General features: G+C 63.4%; 17 protein-coding genes. 11 read left to right on the forward strand and 6 right to left on the reverse strand.

From position 1 onward, the window contains the following. Positions 1-296: 296 nt before the first annotated feature. A complete protein-coding gene (locus tag AC1C2M_RS03895; RefSeq protein WP_495435329.1) occupies positions 297-1,556 on the forward strand; it encodes a low temperature requirement protein A in 1,260 nt (419 codons plus the stop codon). 26 nt (positions 1,557-1,582) lie between these two features. Here AC1C2M_RS03895 and AC1C2M_RS03900 read toward each other — a convergent pair whose 3' ends face one another. Then, positions 1,583-2,455 carry a MerR family transcriptional regulator gene (locus AC1C2M_RS03900; protein ID WP_495434071.1) on the reverse strand — a complete coding sequence of 291 codons (873 nt, stop codon included), beginning with the start codon at positions 2,453-2,455 and terminating at the stop codon, positions 1,583-1,585. An 853-nt stretch (positions 2,456-3,308) separates the two neighbouring features. On the opposite strand from AC1C2M_RS03900, the gene AC1C2M_RS03905 reads away from it, so the two are divergent. Beyond that, positions 3,309-3,902: a hypothetical protein gene (locus AC1C2M_RS03905; protein WP_495435330.1), complete on the forward strand. Its 594-nt coding sequence runs from the start codon at positions 3,309-3,311 to the stop codon at positions 3,900-3,902. Positions 3,903-3,965: 63 nt separating this feature from the next. Here AC1C2M_RS03905 and AC1C2M_RS03910 read toward each other — a convergent pair whose 3' ends face one another. From AC1C2M_RS03910 to AC1C2M_RS03920, 3 genes are all read right to left on the reverse strand, one after another. Beyond that, complete coding sequence (locus tag AC1C2M_RS03910) at positions 3,966-4,793, reverse strand: hypothetical protein (RefSeq protein ID WP_495435331.1); 828 nt, start codon at positions 4,791-4,793, stop codon at positions 3,966-3,968. 217 nt (positions 4,794-5,010) lie between these two features. After that, positions 5,011-6,075 (reverse strand): DUF2776 family protein, encoded by a 1,065-nt coding sequence (locus AC1C2M_RS03915; protein ID WP_483404274.1) that lies wholly within the window; start codon positions 6,073-6,075, stop codon positions 5,011-5,013. A gap of 252 nt (positions 6,076-6,327) precedes the next feature. Next, complete coding sequence (locus AC1C2M_RS03920; protein ID WP_495435332.1) at positions 6,328-7,050, reverse strand: alpha/beta fold hydrolase; 723 nt, start codon at positions 7,048-7,050, stop codon at positions 6,328-6,330. A gap of 139 nt (positions 7,051-7,189) precedes the next feature. Between AC1C2M_RS03920 and AC1C2M_RS03925 the strand changes: the two genes are divergently transcribed. After that, a complete protein-coding gene (locus AC1C2M_RS03925) occupies positions 7,190-8,110 on the forward strand; it encodes a LysR family transcriptional regulator (RefSeq protein WP_495435333.1) in 921 nt (306 codons plus the stop codon). 34 nt (positions 8,111-8,144) lie between these two features. Here AC1C2M_RS03925 and AC1C2M_RS03930 read toward each other — a convergent pair whose 3' ends face one another. Then, on the reverse strand, positions 8,145-9,095 hold the full coding sequence (locus AC1C2M_RS03930; protein WP_495435334.1) for a DMT family transporter: 951 nt from the start codon (positions 9,093-9,095) through the stop codon (positions 8,145-8,147). Positions 9,096-9,203: 108 nt separating this feature from the next. On the opposite strand from AC1C2M_RS03930, the gene AC1C2M_RS03935 reads away from it, so the two are divergent. The 7 genes from AC1C2M_RS03935 (at position 9,204) to AC1C2M_RS03965 (ending at position 14,590) form a co-directional block, all read left to right on the forward strand. Beyond that, positions 9,204-9,395 carry a hypothetical protein gene (locus AC1C2M_RS03935; protein ID WP_483404270.1) on the forward strand — a complete coding sequence of 64 codons (192 nt, stop codon included), beginning with the start codon at positions 9,204-9,206 and terminating at the stop codon, positions 9,393-9,395. Between the two features lie 241 nt (positions 9,396-9,636). Continuing rightward, positions 9,637-10,260, forward strand: coding sequence for a hypothetical protein (locus AC1C2M_RS03940; protein WP_495435335.1), 624 nt, complete (start codon positions 9,637-9,639; stop codon positions 10,258-10,260). Next, entirely contained in the window at positions 10,257-11,036 is a 780-nt protein-coding gene (locus AC1C2M_RS03945; RefSeq protein ID WP_495435336.1) for a PspA/IM30 family protein, read from the forward strand. Before AC1C2M_RS03940 ends, AC1C2M_RS03945 begins: the two co-directional genes overlap by 4 nt. A 25-nt stretch (positions 11,037-11,061) precedes the next feature. Continuing rightward, positions 11,062-12,141, forward strand: a complete 1,080-nt coding sequence (locus AC1C2M_RS03950; protein ID WP_495435337.1) for a DNA polymerase IV — start codon at positions 11,062-11,064, stop codon at positions 12,139-12,141. A 74-nt stretch (positions 12,142-12,215) separates the two neighbouring features. After that, entirely contained in the window at positions 12,216-12,929 is a 714-nt protein-coding gene (locus AC1C2M_RS03955) for a VOC family protein (RefSeq protein ID WP_495435338.1), read from the forward strand. A gap of 58 nt (positions 12,930-12,987) precedes the next feature. After that, the gene (locus AC1C2M_RS03960; protein ID WP_495435339.1) at positions 12,988-13,593 is read left to right on the forward strand and encodes a hypothetical protein; all 606 of its coding nucleotides are present in this window, start codon (positions 12,988-12,990) and stop codon (positions 13,591-13,593) included. 94 nt (positions 13,594-13,687) lie between these two features. Beyond that, entirely contained in the window at positions 13,688-14,590 is a 903-nt protein-coding gene (locus AC1C2M_RS03965) for an alpha/beta fold hydrolase (RefSeq protein ID WP_495435340.1), read from the forward strand. 54 nt (positions 14,591-14,644) lie between these two features. Here the strand turns inward: AC1C2M_RS03965 and AC1C2M_RS03970 are convergent, their stop codons facing one another. Next, complete coding sequence (locus AC1C2M_RS03970) at positions 14,645-15,190, reverse strand: TetR/AcrR family transcriptional regulator (RefSeq protein WP_495435690.1); 546 nt, start codon at positions 15,188-15,190, stop codon at positions 14,645-14,647. Positions 15,191-15,254: 64 nt separating this feature from the next. On the opposite strand from AC1C2M_RS03970, the gene AC1C2M_RS03975 reads away from it, so the two are divergent. Continuing rightward, a complete protein-coding gene (locus tag AC1C2M_RS03975) occupies positions 15,255-15,677 on the forward strand; it encodes a hypothetical protein (protein WP_495435341.1) in 423 nt (140 codons plus the stop codon). Positions 15,678-15,731 lie beyond the last annotated feature (54 nt).

Below are 15,731 nucleotides of genomic sequence, written 5' to 3' on the forward strand. Positions count from 1 at the left end.
AACGGCACGCGAGTAACGTCGGCGGCGGCGATGGCAGCACTGATCGGACAACGCGGCCGGCCGGAGTGATGCATTGGCGGGCCGTCCAGTGAAGGAGAACGTGTTGGCTGTTCCTGACCCAATCGGCCGTTCGCGTGCGGCGATTAGTTCCCATGACGCTCGGACGAGGTTCTACCTGAGCTCGGTGGTGACCGAGGCTGGCACAGCGTGAGAACCCTCTCTTGCCGCCGATGTGTTCGGTCCAGCCGGGTAGATTTTGCTAGGACGGTAACCCCAGCTGTGCCACAGTATCTCGCATGACTACCGCCCGGCCCCAGTCGTCAGGTCCACTGAACCACCGTCTGCGCCGCATGACGGCGCGCGACCCCGACCAGGTGCACCGCGGGGCCACTCCGCTTGAGCTTCTGTTCGACCTCACCTTTGTTGTGGCATTCGGCCAGGCCGCCGACCAGTTGGCACACTACCTCGCAGAGGGCCATGTGTTGTCCGCGCTCACCGGCTTCGTGTTGTCGATGCTCGCCGTGTGCTGGGCGTGGATCGGGTTCAGCTGGATGGCGTCGGGCTACGATACCGACGACTGGTTTTTCAGGATCATGACCATGGTGCAGATGGTCGGCGTGCTCGTACTCGCGCTGGGTATTCCGGCCTTCTTCGTCTCCATCGATGAGGGCGAGCCGCTGGAGAGCGGCATCATGGTGGCCGGTTATGTGGTCATGCGCATTGCCATGGTCGCCCAGTGGGTGCGCGCGGCATGGCAGGACGCCGCTCACCGCGCCGCGAACATCGCGAACGCCGCAGTGGTCCTCGTCTCGTCACTGGCGTGGGTAATGTTCTACCTCCTGCGCACCATGCCTTCGTCCATTGTCGCCCTGGTGCTGGTCGTCGCGGTAGTGACAGACTTCGGCGGCCCCTTTGCCGTCGACAGGAGGTTCGGCGGCAAAGGCTGGCACGCGGCTCATATCGCGGAGCGCCACGGGCTGCTCGTGATCATCGCTCTTGGCGAGGCGATTTTCGGTACGATCGCTTCGGTATCGGCCATCGTGCAGCACGACGAGTGGACGTCGGAGGCCGTGCTCATCGTGGTCGCCGGCACCGGCTTGACCTTCGGCCTCTGGTGGTCATACTTCACCCTTCCCTCAGCCCAGGTGCTCGCCGTACAGCGCTCCCGTGCGGCGCTGTGGGGTTACGCACACATCCTGGTCTTCACGTCAATCGCCGCGGTCGGTGCAGGGCTGCATGTTGCCGCGTATGTCATCGAGGGACACGCGCGGATCAGCGCCGTTGGCGCAGTAGCGTCGGTGGCGGTGCCCGTGCTGGTGTTTCTCCTGGTCATCTTCGCACTCAACGCCTTTTTAGTGCGAGCTCTCGACCCGTTCCACCTTGTGCTTCTCGCGGGAATGGTCATAACTCTCGCGTTATCACTCATCGTTGTTTGGGCCGGGGCAAGCATAGGGACGGGCCTGATGATCGTCATGGTCGCACCGCTTGTCGGCGTCGTCGGATACGAGACCGTGGGGTCAAAGCACGAGGAGCAGGTGTTGGCGCGTCTGGAGTGACTAGAGGGCTCCGCAACGGGAAGGATCTAAGAAGCGGCAGACTCGCGGGCGGCGAGTTCTGCGGCCAGTTCCATGCAACGCAAGCGGGCCGGGGAGAAATCGTATGGCATTTTTCCGATGGCTTCGACTATGCTCATGGACTCTTGCCCCCTGCCCGAGCCCTGGCCGGCCTCGTCCTCAACTTCATCAGCGGTAGCGTGGTGCAAGGCCTCCCAGGAATCGAAGAGTGCGTCATTTTCCTGCGCCAGCCCGGACTCCTCGATGACGCCATCCAGCATCAGTTCGAAGGCGTGCCGCTCGGCAGCCACCTGTGCCACGCGGGGGTCGTCGACAGCGATCGTGTCGTCGAGGGCCTCCTCGGCGGCATCCACGCGGTCGGATTCGTCCCGCAGACCCTGATGGGTGGCCAGTGCAATGTAACGCCCGGCGTTGACGGCCGCACCGAGCGGGCCGAAGATCCGCTCCATGACCAGCAGGTTATCCAGGTCCGCCTCCCGCAGGGAGCCATCGGGCAGGCTCGTGAGGCGGCTGGCGACGAAGTCAGAGAGCAGCCCCATCCTGCCGCCTTGGGTACGCATGCGCTGCACCGCAGTCCGCTGCCGCTTCACTTCCGCTTCCTGGGCAGCGAGGGTTTTCTCCAACCGTTCAAGCACACTGCCGACGTCGAGGTCGCTGCCGGCACCAGCAGGAGCCGAGTGAGCGAAGGCGTCACGGATGTCGGCCAGGGCGATACCGGCGTCGGCCATCTTCCGGATCCACAGGAGCCGGATCATTTCTTCGTAACCGTAGCGGCGGCGGTCGTCATTGCCCCGCTCGGGCTCGGGGAGCAGGCCGATCTCGTGGTAGTGACGGATCGCCCGCGGCGTGGTGCCGACGAACGAAGCCGCGTCACCGATCATGACCTGACGCGGCGGGATAAAGGACGAATGCATGAGCGGGGCTTTCCTCGGTGGGGCGGGATGTGAATACACCAAATCACATAACGCTACGTGAGGTGCAACTCCCGCACTCCGAGGCAATCTGGCGCGTGGGGGGAGGACCCGCCGCCTGTGGGGTGCGCCCGTTAGGCCGTCGACCGCCGACAGCGATCATTGGTTAGCTCGCAACACGGGTGAACTCCGGAAACCGGGCGGGTAAGGGGCGAACGGCGCGGACTCGGTTCCGGTAGCTTGAGTCTCGGCGGAATCGCTTCGTCGAATACCGTCCAGTGTTGATAGTTCTTACGCTGATCTCGGCGTGAGCGGATTGCGACAGCAGGGACGAAGAAGGAGGATGACCGAAACGTGACGGGTCCCAAGGAGCCTCGTGGATTCCGGTGGAGTATTCATGGTGCCGCAGAATTCTTGAATACACATCCGATGGCGAGGGCTGAGGCAAGGGTGGTCGGGACGGCAACGGCAGTCGCGATCGCAGGCGCTCTTGTGCTCGTGCCGTCATCTGTCCAAGCTCTCGACAAGTCCGTGGATGGCACAGTCCGGGTGAACGACTCGAGGGTGTGGTACAGCGAAACTCATTACCACGCCATCGCTGGTCCCATTCAGTTCAGTTATAGCGGGACAGACACCGGAGACACATGCGGAGGGGCACATGAGATCGGCCTCCGACTGCAAGGAGGGAGCACCCAATACACAAATACGCTCACCTTCTTGTCCGGTCCCGCCAAGCGCACGTTCACCCGGACGTTGAACGACATCATTCATATGCCTGCTGGCACCTATCAGTTGGTTGCCGGTAACGCTGGTGGCAGCAAATGTGGCTACCATTCCTACCGTTGGTTCGGCACGCTGCACATCTAGGGATAACGAGATCATCAAAAAGACACGTGCCGCGCTCACAGGAGTTCTCGCCGTGCTGTTCGGCGGGCTCGCGGTCGGTGCGGTGGCTGCGGGTATTCCGGAAAAAGCACCGGGGCCCATCGTTGACCGGGCGGCGGGCTTGTCGGCTGGGTCCACCCCCCGCTTCAGCGACGGAAGCGAGAGCGAGTCTGCCTATCGCAAGGCTATAGCGAGTCTCCCGTATCAGTTAGCCCACGGCCATACATGGCCGGAATCGCTGCCCTCGGAACTGGTCGATCCCACTGCCCTGTTCGAAGCAGGCTATGTGGAAGGCAGGGCGGTCAGTTACTGGGCGTGCACTTGGTCGGTGGCGATTCTCGACGCATATGAAAGTGGGGACGGTGAGGCTGCATCAGAGGGGATCGCGATGCTGGCAGCCTATGGTTCGCTGCCTTGGACCAAGGCTCACTTTCCGGATTACGATGTTTGGTACGCGGACGTCGTCCTGCCATTAGCCCGAAACGACACCACTGCTCTCAAGGCGTTAACGCCTGTGGAGTGCGCACTCTAGAAAACGGGGATCAGTGGCAATTGCGATATTCGTCGGCGTGGACGACTGGAGTGTTGCCAGCGCTCACCTTTCGATGTGCTGCAGGCTCGTGGCGCACTGGCGTGAGGATCCGAACTGCTCGATTCCTGAGCGATCCGCGCGCGAGAACACTTCGGCCGCGTTTTTCCAGTAATCGGCTTGGCCGCGATCTTGAGGGTCATCACCGAACCTCAGATTGGGCCACTCCAGAGAGCCTATAAGAGTTGTGCCCGCGTCTGACCGCCGCTGCGAGTCTTTGTCTGCGTCCAACCATTCCTCAATCCAGAGGCACTGAACGGCTTGTTCCCAGGACCCCTTCTGGGCGGACGCCTCCACGACGATTCCCTCGGTGCCGTAGTCGCGCAGGATCGTGTCGTGCCACCCCTGCGCATGTTGAGTGGCGGCTTCCTCGAGCACAATTCCGTGAGGTTCCGGAAGCGATAAGTCGTATGCGCTCAACGCCCAGGCGACGTAGTCGGTTGCTGCAGGGTTGACCCAGGTTGCTCCCTCCATCTCGTGTCCGGGGGCGAGTGGAGCGTGTTGGGCGTTCTCAGGTGACACCACTGGCGAAGGTGCAACGAGCGGTCTCTCGGTGCTCTCGGGGATGTTTTCAATCAGTGCCCCGATCGTGTTTCTCACCGAGTAGACAGCAACAGTGCCGGCTATCAAGGTGATGCAGAGTATCGCCCCGGCGAACGCCGTGAACAGTCGCCGATGGGGCTCGGGGCCTCCCGGTCCCGGGCTGACGTCGAGCTTTTCGAGATCAAGAGTCTCCTCTGCGCTCGATTTACCTGACACCGCCTCGCGGGTGCCCTCCGGCAGCTTCCCCACGTCGACGCCGTCCGACGGAACCCGTCGCGAACGCATAGTCATGCAGTCCCTCCAGCGCGCATGCGCGCTATTTGACTATTCAGAGCCCAGAAACGGATTCACGCTGAGGCGTCCTCAGCGCGCAGTGCTCCGGCTCAGCAATTCAAGCACAGGCACCCATCTTCTTCAGTGCCGGGACTGCGGTCGCCTGGCCGGGTCCGTTCTGGCGGGGGACCTCGTACCGTGCGTTAGGTGGGGACTCTTGTCCGACTCCTGTGGCTCACTTGCTGGACGATGTGCCGCTCTCCAAAATACTGACGATTGAGTAGAGCGAGAAGCAGATTGCTCCCAAACCGACGAGGACGTGCGCTGCAATGAAGACGTTCGCGTTGACGAGGGCGGCCTGGAACAGGAACGCCGCCAGGAAGAGACACGTCAGCGCCGTGACGACCGGGATCAAGGGCACCCGATTGGCGAGTGCAAACGTCCGCCGCCACACGAGCGCAAGCAGGCCTACCTTGCTGAGGATGCTGAAACAGACGAGGCCAAGGCCGATCATTACGAAGCCGGGTGTCCAGAAGTAGGGCTCGCTGTGGAGCCCGACCAACACAATTCCCCAGATGAGGTTGACGGAGCCCATGATTATGACGATCGAGGGCCAGACGATTCGCTCTCGGCGGGCGTACGAGTTCTCGACCTGGCGAAGGATGCTGAAGACCAAAGTGATCAGGCACGTGCAAACCAAAGCGAGCCCGCCGACCACGTGGCCGACAGTGAACCGACTGGGAGTGGTTGGGAGAATGAGGTTCGTGATCGAGAAGATCCATGCGACTACCGCCAGGACGATCGGAATGGCGCCGAGCGCCACGACCGCGGCTTTCGGGAACGCGGCTGGCGGAACGTCGGTGCTGTCTTCTGCCGCATGTGAGTTCACCGGGATGAGCGAGAACTTAGTGGATGCCGTCGCGACGGTTGCGATACAGCCGCTGATGAGCCCGACTCCGAACACAACATGACCGGCGATGAATCGCTCGTTCACGCCGGTACTCGGTTCACCAAGAAAGAGCGATATGCCGTATACGACCGTTGCCGCGGCGGCAAGATAGCCGATGGTCGGGTACGCGATTCGATCGATCGTCGTGAAGCGGTTGATCAACTGGCGGATGATGGTTGCGGCGGTGCAAAAGAGGCACAGGCAGATTACGCCGAGGGACATGACCACCCGGCCGGCAACAAAATTCGCGGGTGCCGCTCCTGCAGTTGCCACGTACAGGCCAAAACCGAGGCACACTGCCATCATCGCGAGCGGGATCGCGCGAAAAATTACACTCACTGCGTGGTTCATGCCGGGAGAGTAAACCGCGCTGGTCAGCGGCGGAAGGGCCCTGTGTCCTGACTGGGCGACCGCAGTTTGCGCATACGACCGGCATCCTCCTGACGGGTCTGGAGGTTGAAAACATAGGTGGCTCACTCGTTTCCGTCGCCGTCTTGGTTGACCGTCTGCTTCGGCGTTCGCCTCGATCGTGATCTATCGCGGCGAATCCACCGTCTTCAGCTCGTTGACACGACGGTGGCGCTGAACCGCCAGGCCGGAGCCTCACGCAGGGACGCTCACAGCTCCCACCGCCGCCTCGATCACGTTGACGACATCCGTCGGGTGGGTCAGCATCATGAGGTGCGGGGAATCGACCTCGATGATCTGCTTGAAACCCGCTCGCTCGTAGCCAAACCGCTGGACGTCGGGCTGTACGGTTTCGTCAGCGGCGGCGACGAGACCCCAGCTCGGCGTGGTCTTCCATGCCGCCGTTGACGCAGCTTCGGTGTAAGCGGCATCCGCGAAGGAACGTTGGGATACCGCGAGTACTTCCGCTGTGCGCGGGTCGAGACCGGCAGCAAACACCGGCAGGAATGCGCCTGGTGCCACGGACAGTTCGATCCCTTCTTCGCGTCCTGGTGTTGGGTTCGGCAGGGTCACGATGTGGTCGCGGAGCGCAGTAGCGGGGTAACGGGCATCCAGGTCGGCGGGGCTTTCGCCCTCGTCCGGAGCGTATGCGGCGACGTAGACCAGGCCGACAACGTTCTCGGCCGCGCCCGCAACGGTGATGACGGCGCCACCGTAGGAGTGACCGGCAAGCACAACAGGGCCGTCGACGGCCTCAACGACACGGCGAACGCTCGCCGCATCACTCGAGAGCGTGCGGAGGTGGTTCGGAGGGACAATGACCGGGTAACCCTGGTCGAGAAGCGCCCGGGTAACGGGTGCCCAGCTCGCTGCATCGGCGAACGCTCCGTGAACCAGGACGATGGTGGGTTTGTTCATGGCGGTAGCTCCAAATCGTGTTGACAGTCTCGGCAGATCGCCTGAGAAACACTCACTTTAGGAGTATGGTCTCCCGCAGATAAAGAAGTGAATCTGCACAGCCAGTGTGCAAATCTGCACCGACTGACGGGAGTTCATCGTGGGGCACAGAGTCGATATCCGGAACGTTCGCGCCGACGACCTGCGTTACCTCGCCGCGGTGGCGGACACCGGCGGGCCGGTTGCCGCGGCACGGTGTCTCGGTGTCGACCACAGCACGGTTTCACGGCGTCTTCAGGCGCTCGAGGCGACCCTGGGAACCCGGCTTATCGGGCGAGGCAATGACGGCTGGGTATTGACCGGCGAGGGTCGCATGGTTGCGGAGCACGCGCGCACGATCGAAGACGCGGTTGAACGAGCAGCACAATCCGTTGCCCGAGCGGCGGCGGACTCCATCACGGGCACGATCCGGGTCACGGCAGCCGATGGGTTCGGAACTCGGTTCGTCACTCCGGCTCTGACACGGCTTCGCGTCCAGCATCCGAGTCTCAACATCGAGCTGCTGACGGGAGCCCAGCGCCTGAATGTGCGCCAGACGAACTTCGACATCGCCCTCACGATCGGCGAACCACCCAAGAGTCGCCTGTTTGTGGAAAGACTCTGTGAATATGATTCGGCCTTCTACGCGAGCGAAGCGTACCTGGCGGAAAATGGTGACCCGGAGTCGGCCGAAGAGCTGCGGCATCACGCGCTCATTTATCTGGTCGATTCGCTTGAGCACGTGAGAGAGCACCAACTCAGTGCCTACGTTCGGGGCGCGACTGTTGGCTTTGCGTCGACGAATATCTTCGCCTTGCTTGAGGCGACCCGGCAGGGCGGCGGGGTCGGGTTGATTCCTAAGTTCATGGCCGAGACCGTTCCCGAACTTCAGCGAGTTGCCGCTCCGCTGCAACCAGCGAGAGTGCCCGTGTCAGTTATAACGCGCCCCGAGGCCGGGAACCGGGTCGATGTGCAGGCGGTTCGCCTGGCGTTGCACCAGGAAGTTCTCAACCGCCGGGACGAACTCATCTGGCGGACCTGACTTCGGGGCTCGCCCATGGTCGGATGTGCTGCCTTCAGCCCTGCCGGTCCTCGAGCGACGGCTCCGGCTCGTCCTCGGGAGCGACAGTGGTTTCGGTGCTGCCGACGGCGGCCCGTTTGCGCGGGTTGAGTTCGCTCACCACAGCACCGGCGACGATAAAGACAGCGCCGAGAATCGCGATGGCGGGAAGCCGGTCGCCCGCCACCCGGCCGATGATTCCTGCCCACACCGGCTCGGCCGCGTAAATAATCGTCGCGCGGGTTGGCGACACCGACCGCTGTGCCCAGTTCATAGTGAGCTGGATGATGCAACTCGCGGCCCCCAGCGCCACTGCAGCACCGAGCCAGACCCAGGAGAACTCCGGCACCTGTTCACCGACCACCGGCATCGTGGCGAGCGCCAGAAGCCCGGCGACGAGTAACTGGACAACGGTGACCCGGCCAAGGTGTACCTTGCCTGCGAACACGCTGATCAGGATGATCTCCAACGCAATCGGCAAGGTACTGACCAGCGTCACGATCTCACCGGCTCCGAACGTGAATCCGACGCTTCCAGGATCAGCCAGCAGGATCAGGCCGATGAACGCGAGTGCCACGCCGATCCACGTGAGCAGCTGAGGTGCCTTCCGGAACACCACCCACTGCAGGATCGGAACGAGCGGCACATAGAGGGCCGTGATGAAGGCGGAGGTACTGCTGCTGACGGTTTGCAGCCCGACAGTTTGTAGGCCGTAGCCGAGGTAGATCATGACGCCGATCGCGGACCCCGCTCCGATCTCCTTCCAGGTCAAACCGGAGAGGGCCTTCGCGAAGATGACGGCGCTGATGATGCCAGCGGCGAGGAACCGCATCCCGACAAAGAACCACGGCCCGCTGTACCGGACGGCGATGTGCACGATCAGGAACGTCGCTCCCCAGACCACGGTGATCAGAACAAGCGCCAGTTCGGGCTTCGAAAGCAGGCCCCTCCGTGGAATGTGCGGCATGCTTCCACTTTATGGTGCCGAAAGGTGGTGAATGGCCATGCTGGAAGAGGACGAGGCTAGCGTCAGCCCGGCCGGGGACGATGACCGCTCTGTCGTACACTGTGAGCCATGCCGACCGAAGGATTCGCCGTGACCGACACCAGTGACAACACCCCTCACCAGCACGTTCCCGCGCCGGACGAGTCAACAATTCCGGAACTCGAGGCCGATGAGACGATCGCGCCGCGGCCCGAGGAAGAGATTGCTGACGTGCTCCGGGCGACACCCGATGTCGAGGATCACAGCGAAAACCCCGCCTAGCGTTTTTCCGCCGGGCCGCCGGACCCTCACGACCAGCGCTACTCGCCGGTCGCTCTGGAAGCGGCGGGCGGAGGAGGGTAGCCTTGCCGGTGATACGTGGTGTGATCGGGCATCACGACGCTGCTTGGTGAAGGCGATCCGGTGAAGGTCAACACGCGAATCTGGACAGGTCGATGACTCCGCACGGGGTCCTCCGTGGAGGGCGCTGCTGTGGCGTGTCCGTGAGCGTCGGGATGCCGTCGTGAGTGAGCTCGGTTGGATCCTGGTCAGCCTGGCATCCGCCATCGTCGCCGCCAACGTCGCAGTGGTCGTCGCGGTTCGGGCGTTCTACCGCAGGGTCAAACGGAACCTCGCTCTCAACGGTGCCGCACTGCGGGTACGGTCGCGGCTCAGCCGGGGCAGACAGCGCGAAGTCCTGAAACTCCGGGTGCAGCTGAAAGAGACTCTGGACAGCGGACGGGCAGCGATGGATCTGGCCACCCGCAGTGACGGCCCACGCGGTGAACTCCCTCGCCTCTTCCGTCGCCTCGAACTTGAGGGTGCCGGCCTGGAGTCGCAGTTACGCCTCCTCGAAAGTGAGAATGACGGCGTCGTGCTCGCCGAAGCGCTGGAAACCGCGCATGCACGGGTCGACGAGGTGACCGGCCTCGTTCGCCGGCTCCGCTCCGCTGTCGGATCGGGTCTTGGCGGCATCTCCGACGACAGCCTGACGGCACTGCGCTCCGATGTCGACCGCGAGGTCACGGCCGTGCGTGCCGGACTCGACGAACTGCACGAACTCAATGTGCAGGGCAGGCTCTACGACACTCTTCAACACCAGCAAACAATCCGTACCCCCAAGGGTGAGCGAGGGAACCAGCCATGAGCAACACATCGCGGATACGCAACATTCTTCGGAGCAAGGCGTCCAAGGGACTCGACAAGCTGGAGGACCCGCGCGATGTGCTCGATGACAGCTACGACCAGCTGGTCAGGATGCTGCAACAGGTGCGGCAGGGCCTGGCCGAGGTAGCGACCGCGAAGAAGCGCATCGAACTCCAGGGACAGGAGATGGGCACGCGCCACAGGCGGTTGACCCGTCAGGCGCAGGAAGCGATGGCTCACGGCCGGGAAGACCTCGCCCGCATTGCGTTGGAACGGCGGGTGTTCCTCGAGGGCCAGGTCGCGTCGATCCGCACGCAGTTCACCGCGCTGCAACGACAGACGGCGGGCTTGCAGGACAAGGAGCGCCGGCTCGCGGAGCGCGTCGCCGCTTTCCGGATCGAGAAGGAAACGATCAAGGCCACCTACACCGCCTCCGAGGCCCAGGTCAGGGTGAACGAGACGTTGGGCGGCGTCGGTTCGCAAATGAGCGACGTGGGCGAGAGCCTGGATCGGGCACGCGACCGTGTCGCGCAGATGCGGGCGCGGGCAGCGGCAACGGACGAACTGTTGTCGAGTGGCGCGCTCGGTGACCTCACCGCGGCGCCCGACGCTGATCTCGAACGCGCCCTGGCGTCGCTCGCGCTCGACGCGGAAGTGGAGCAGCAATTGCGATCGATGAAGAACGCTGGGGCACCCGATGCCGAACTGGCGGCCACTCCACAGTCTGACGAGCCCGACGCCTGGTTGAGCATCGGCGGCGAGCCAGGCGCGCGCTGAACCGACTCAAGCAAAGGGTGGTCGGATGAGTGCAGCAGACACTCCGTGGGTGTTACACGTCGACCTCGACCAGTTCATCGCGGCCGTTGAAGTGCTTCGTCGTCCGGAGCTGGCCGGTAAGCCGGTGATCGTCGGCGGACGCGGGGATCCCACCGAGCGCGCCGTCGTCTCGACCGCGTCCTACGAGGCACGCGAGTTCGGTGTCGGTTCGGGGATGCCGCTCCGAATCGCTGCCAGGAAGATTCCGGATGCCGTCATCCTGCCCGTCGACGCGGAAACGTACACCGCCGCATCGCACGAGGTCATGGCGACCCTCAAGGAGCAATCGGGTGCAACGGTGCAGGTGCTCGGCTGGGACGAGGCCTTCGTCGGGATCGTCACTGATGATCCCGAGTCCTACGCCAGAACGATCCAGCGGGCCGTTCTCGACCGGACGCAGCTGCACTGCAGTGTTGGTATCGGCGACACACTCGTTCGGGCGAAGGTTGCCACCGGCTTCGGCAAACCGCGCGGCGTCTTCCGGCTGACGGCCGACAACTGGCTGGAGGTCATGGGTGCACGCCCGACCATCGACCTCTGGGGTGTCGGCTCGAAGGTCTCCCGTCGCCTCACCGGGCTGGGTATCACCACCGTTGCAGAGCTGGCCGCCTCCGAACCCGCGGACCTCATCACGGAGTTCGGCCCGAAGATGGGCCCCTGGTACCGGCAGCTCGGTCGCGGCGAGGGTGCCAGGGAGGTCGATGACACGCCCTGGGTGGCGCGTGGGCACAGTCGTGAGACGACCTACCAGCAGGACCTCGTGTCTCGCGCTGATGTAGAAGCGGGGGTGCGAGAACTGGTCGACCGCGTGCTGCAGGACGTCGAAGACGAGGGCCGGCCGGTGGTCGGCGTCACCCTGAAGGTGCGTTACGCGCCGTTTACGACGCGGATCTTCACGAAGAAGATCCCGGAGACCACGGATCGTGAGGTGGTCCTGGCCCGCGCGATGGAGCTCGTGGGCAGGATCGAGGCGGATCGCCCCATTCGGCTCCTCGGGTTCCGTGCGGAGATGCCGATGCCTCTCAAGTCACGAGAAGGCCACACACCGACGCGGAGCGGCTGGTAAGTGCCGGACCCAACCATGCGGGGTACCGCAGGGGAGAGGTGTTTTCTGACGGGGAACAGGTGTTGACTTCTGGTGTGTCTATTACGTTGCAGTCGGTTGCGTTCCAGTCTGAAAATCCCCAGCGGGATGCAAACTTCTGGGGAGCTGTTCTGAACCGTCCCGTTGAGAGCGACGGCGGAGAGAGCCTTCTCAGGGGAGAGGCCGGGCAGGTTGGTATCCGGTTCGCCTCCGGCCCTGCTCATGAGGAAAACAGAAGCAACCGTCTTCACCTTCATCTGGCCGATGGGCCCCTCGACCAGAGCGGAACAATCGCGATGTGCCTGGAACTCGGGGCGCGGCTTCTCGGCAGCGGACGTATACCGGAGAACAGCTACGCGGGTATGGCCGATGTTGCTGGAGACGAGTTCTGTGTTATCGAGGACCATAACGGTTACCTGGCCGGGTGTGGTCCGTTGGCGGAAGTGACGTGCGAGGGCACGCGAACGGTTGGACTGTTTTGGAGCAACGTTCTTGCCTGGCCTCTCGTGTGGGATGAAGGCGGAGAGACTGCCATCCAGTCGCCTGCCGGTGGAACAAAGATCGCGTGGAACGGTGAAAGCGTGATGCCGGATGCCGCGCGAGCTCGCCAGTATTTCGTGCTCACGGTCCCCGGTAATGAGCTCGATCACGAGGTGCGGAGGCTGCTGGACCTCGGCGCATCGGGCCGCCGCGTTGACCAGGCGGGTGAGACGGTTCTCCGCGATCCGGACGGCTACGAATTCGAAGTTCGCACTACTTCGGCGTATTAGCTTCTTCGAGCGGCCCCCCGAGTCAGCCCGGAGGTGGTGCCGCTGCCATCATGAGGTTATGACTCTGTATTCCGACTTCGGTGCCCGCAAGGCACGCCAAATTATTGGCGATGTGCTCGCCCTCTTCCTGATAGGCGTCTCGGTCTGGCTCGGAATCACTGTGTATGCGGTCGTCGCGAACCTCGCTTCCTTCGGGGAGCAGATGGAGGACGCCGGCGCGGGCTTCGAAGAAGCCATGACCGAAGCCGGCGACACTCTGGGAGGAGTTCCGCTGATCGGCCGTGAGATACGAGTGCCCTTCGACGGCGCGAGCGGAGCCGGTGGAGCTCTCGAGGCGGCGGGGCAGAGCCAGCAGATTGCAGTCAGCCAGCTTGCCACGGGCCTCGGCATCGGTGTCGCCGCTCTGCCGATCATCGTGATCGTCGTGCTGTGGCTGATTCCTCGGGCCCGATTTGTATGGAAGGCCAGGCAGGCTAAGGCTGTGTTGAACTCCGGCGCCGGAATCGACCTTCTCGCCCTGCGTGCCCTCGCGACCCACGAAATGTCGAGCCTCGCGAAAATTCATCCGGACGCAATGGGCGCGTGGAGGCGCGGTGACGAGGGCGTCGTGCGCGCACTCGCCCATCTTGAGCTGAAGAGTTCCGGCGTGCGCCTCCGTCAATAGCCAGTGGTGATCGCGTGGCTGCGCGCACTATCAATGTAGTGCTTTAAGTTGTAGGCTTGGCGCACTATCAACGTAGTGCTAATGGAGGTGCGACGTGTCAATCGCAACAGCAGCCAAGCCAGCGATGCCGGTCGTCACTGGGGTTGATCACACGTTCGTCCCGCTACCGGACGGTCACATGCACGTCGCGTCGGCGGGGTCGGGAGACGTCGTCGTGCTGCTTTCGGGGTTCGCACAGACATGGTGGGAATGGCGCGGTTTGATGCCGGCGCTTGCCGCAGTCGGATATCGAGCTATCGCGCCGGATCTGCGGGGAGAAGGGTGGAGCGACCTGCCAGCTCAGTCGGTCACCCGGACGCGCCGCGCCGAGGACGTCATGGCGTTACTCGACACGCTCGGGATCGAGCGGGTGCGACTTGTGAGCCACGACATGGGCGCAATCAGTGCGTTCCAGCTCGCGCTGGATTTCCCTGACAGGATCTCTGCCCAGGTAATGCTGGCGGTGCCGCCGCCTCAGATGCGGTTCTCGTTTGACCTGATGCCAGGCATGCGGCACCTCTGGCACCAGGAAGTCCTGGCGATCCCTGGTCTCGGCCCCGCACTCCTGCGGGCGGGACGCCTGCCGAACCAGCTCTATTCCCATTTTCTTGCGCAACCGTTGGACCCCGAGGTTGTGGCGTTTTACGTCGCGTTGCTGCGGGATCCCGAGCTCGCGCAGGCCGCGGCGCTCTTGTGCCGCCGAATGGTCCTCCCCGAACTCGGGCGAATCGTCCTGGGGGCGTACAGGCACGAGCGATTCGCTATGCCGTCTCTGTTTGTCTTCGGCACCAATGACATCGGGTTTCCTCCGAATGTCAGCCGCAAAGTGTTCAGTGACCCGAGCGCCGTCGGCGTCGACGCGCGGCTCGTTCTCATCGAGGGCGCTGGCCACTATGTCATCGACGAAGCGCCAGACGCGACGCGAGACGTTATTGTGGACTTTTTTGCCTCGGCCTGAGTGTGGGCCAGGCAGGCCGTTTTATGGACAGTTCTTGCCCGGCGCGCACGCGACTTAGCGGAGGCAACCATGAACGCAGCGCGCGACGACGGGTCGAATTTCGCCGGCGGGATCGACGGTCAGGCGGTGGAAAAGGAGCCCATTGGCGCACGCCAGAAGGGTGCGGGCCGCTTCCTCGGAATCTTCAGCACCGAAGTGCGAGAGAAGTGCTGCGGCCCACTCGATCATGACGGCGCGTTGGCGCAGCAGGGGAGCGAGAAGATCGGGGTCGTGGACGGCTTCAAGCGAGAGGGCGAGGCGCACGCGTGTGCGAGCTGCCCGAGGGCCCGACTCGATTTCAATGAGCGAGCAGACAAGTTCGACGAGGTCTTCCTCGGTCGCCATGTCCATAGTCGGCAGGGGCGGCGCATCCGATCGCTCCGCGTCGGCGATATGGTCAATGAGTCCCGCGAGGAGGGCGGCTCGGGTCCGGAACCAATTCGACGTCGATCCTTTAGCGAGCCCGGCGCGCGCGTCAACGCGGGCATGGGTGAGGGCCCGGATGCCGTAGTCGCCCACTTCCTCGACTGCGGCGCGAAGCGCTCGTTCTTTCGTGTTCATCACGGTCAAGAATTTACACTACTTATATAGTGACGATCCGCGACGGGCCGTCTATCATGGCGCCATGGCGATGGAGTATTTCGTCCTCGCCGCGTGGTTGATCCAGGCGGCGGTAGGGGGCGCCCTCTTCGTGAGTTGGCTGAGGGGGAAGCGCCGTGCCGCGCCGACCGTCATTCCCCATGTGGGAGCCGGACTTATCGGGCTCGCTCTGTGGGGTGTCTTCCTAGCGGACGGCGGTGTGTTGGCGGCATGGCTGGCATTTGCTGTCATCACGGTGGGAAACGGCTTTGGCGACGCGATTCTCCTCTCCCGATCGCGGAAACTTCGAGGGCCGTCGACGTTTTGGAAGGGGTACGTGGGTGCCGTTGCCGACACGTTCGCCGGAAAAATGCCTCCACGAGTCACCTTCCATGCTGTCTTCAGCGGCGTTGTCTATTTCAGCTGCCTGGGGGTGTGCGTAGGCGCAACTGTCGAGCGTTTGATGTGACGGGTCGGCTCAACGGACTGGACCGGGTTTTTCACCTGATGGATGAGTTGCGCT

This window comes from Mycetocola sp. Y444 (genome assembly GCF_059445295.1).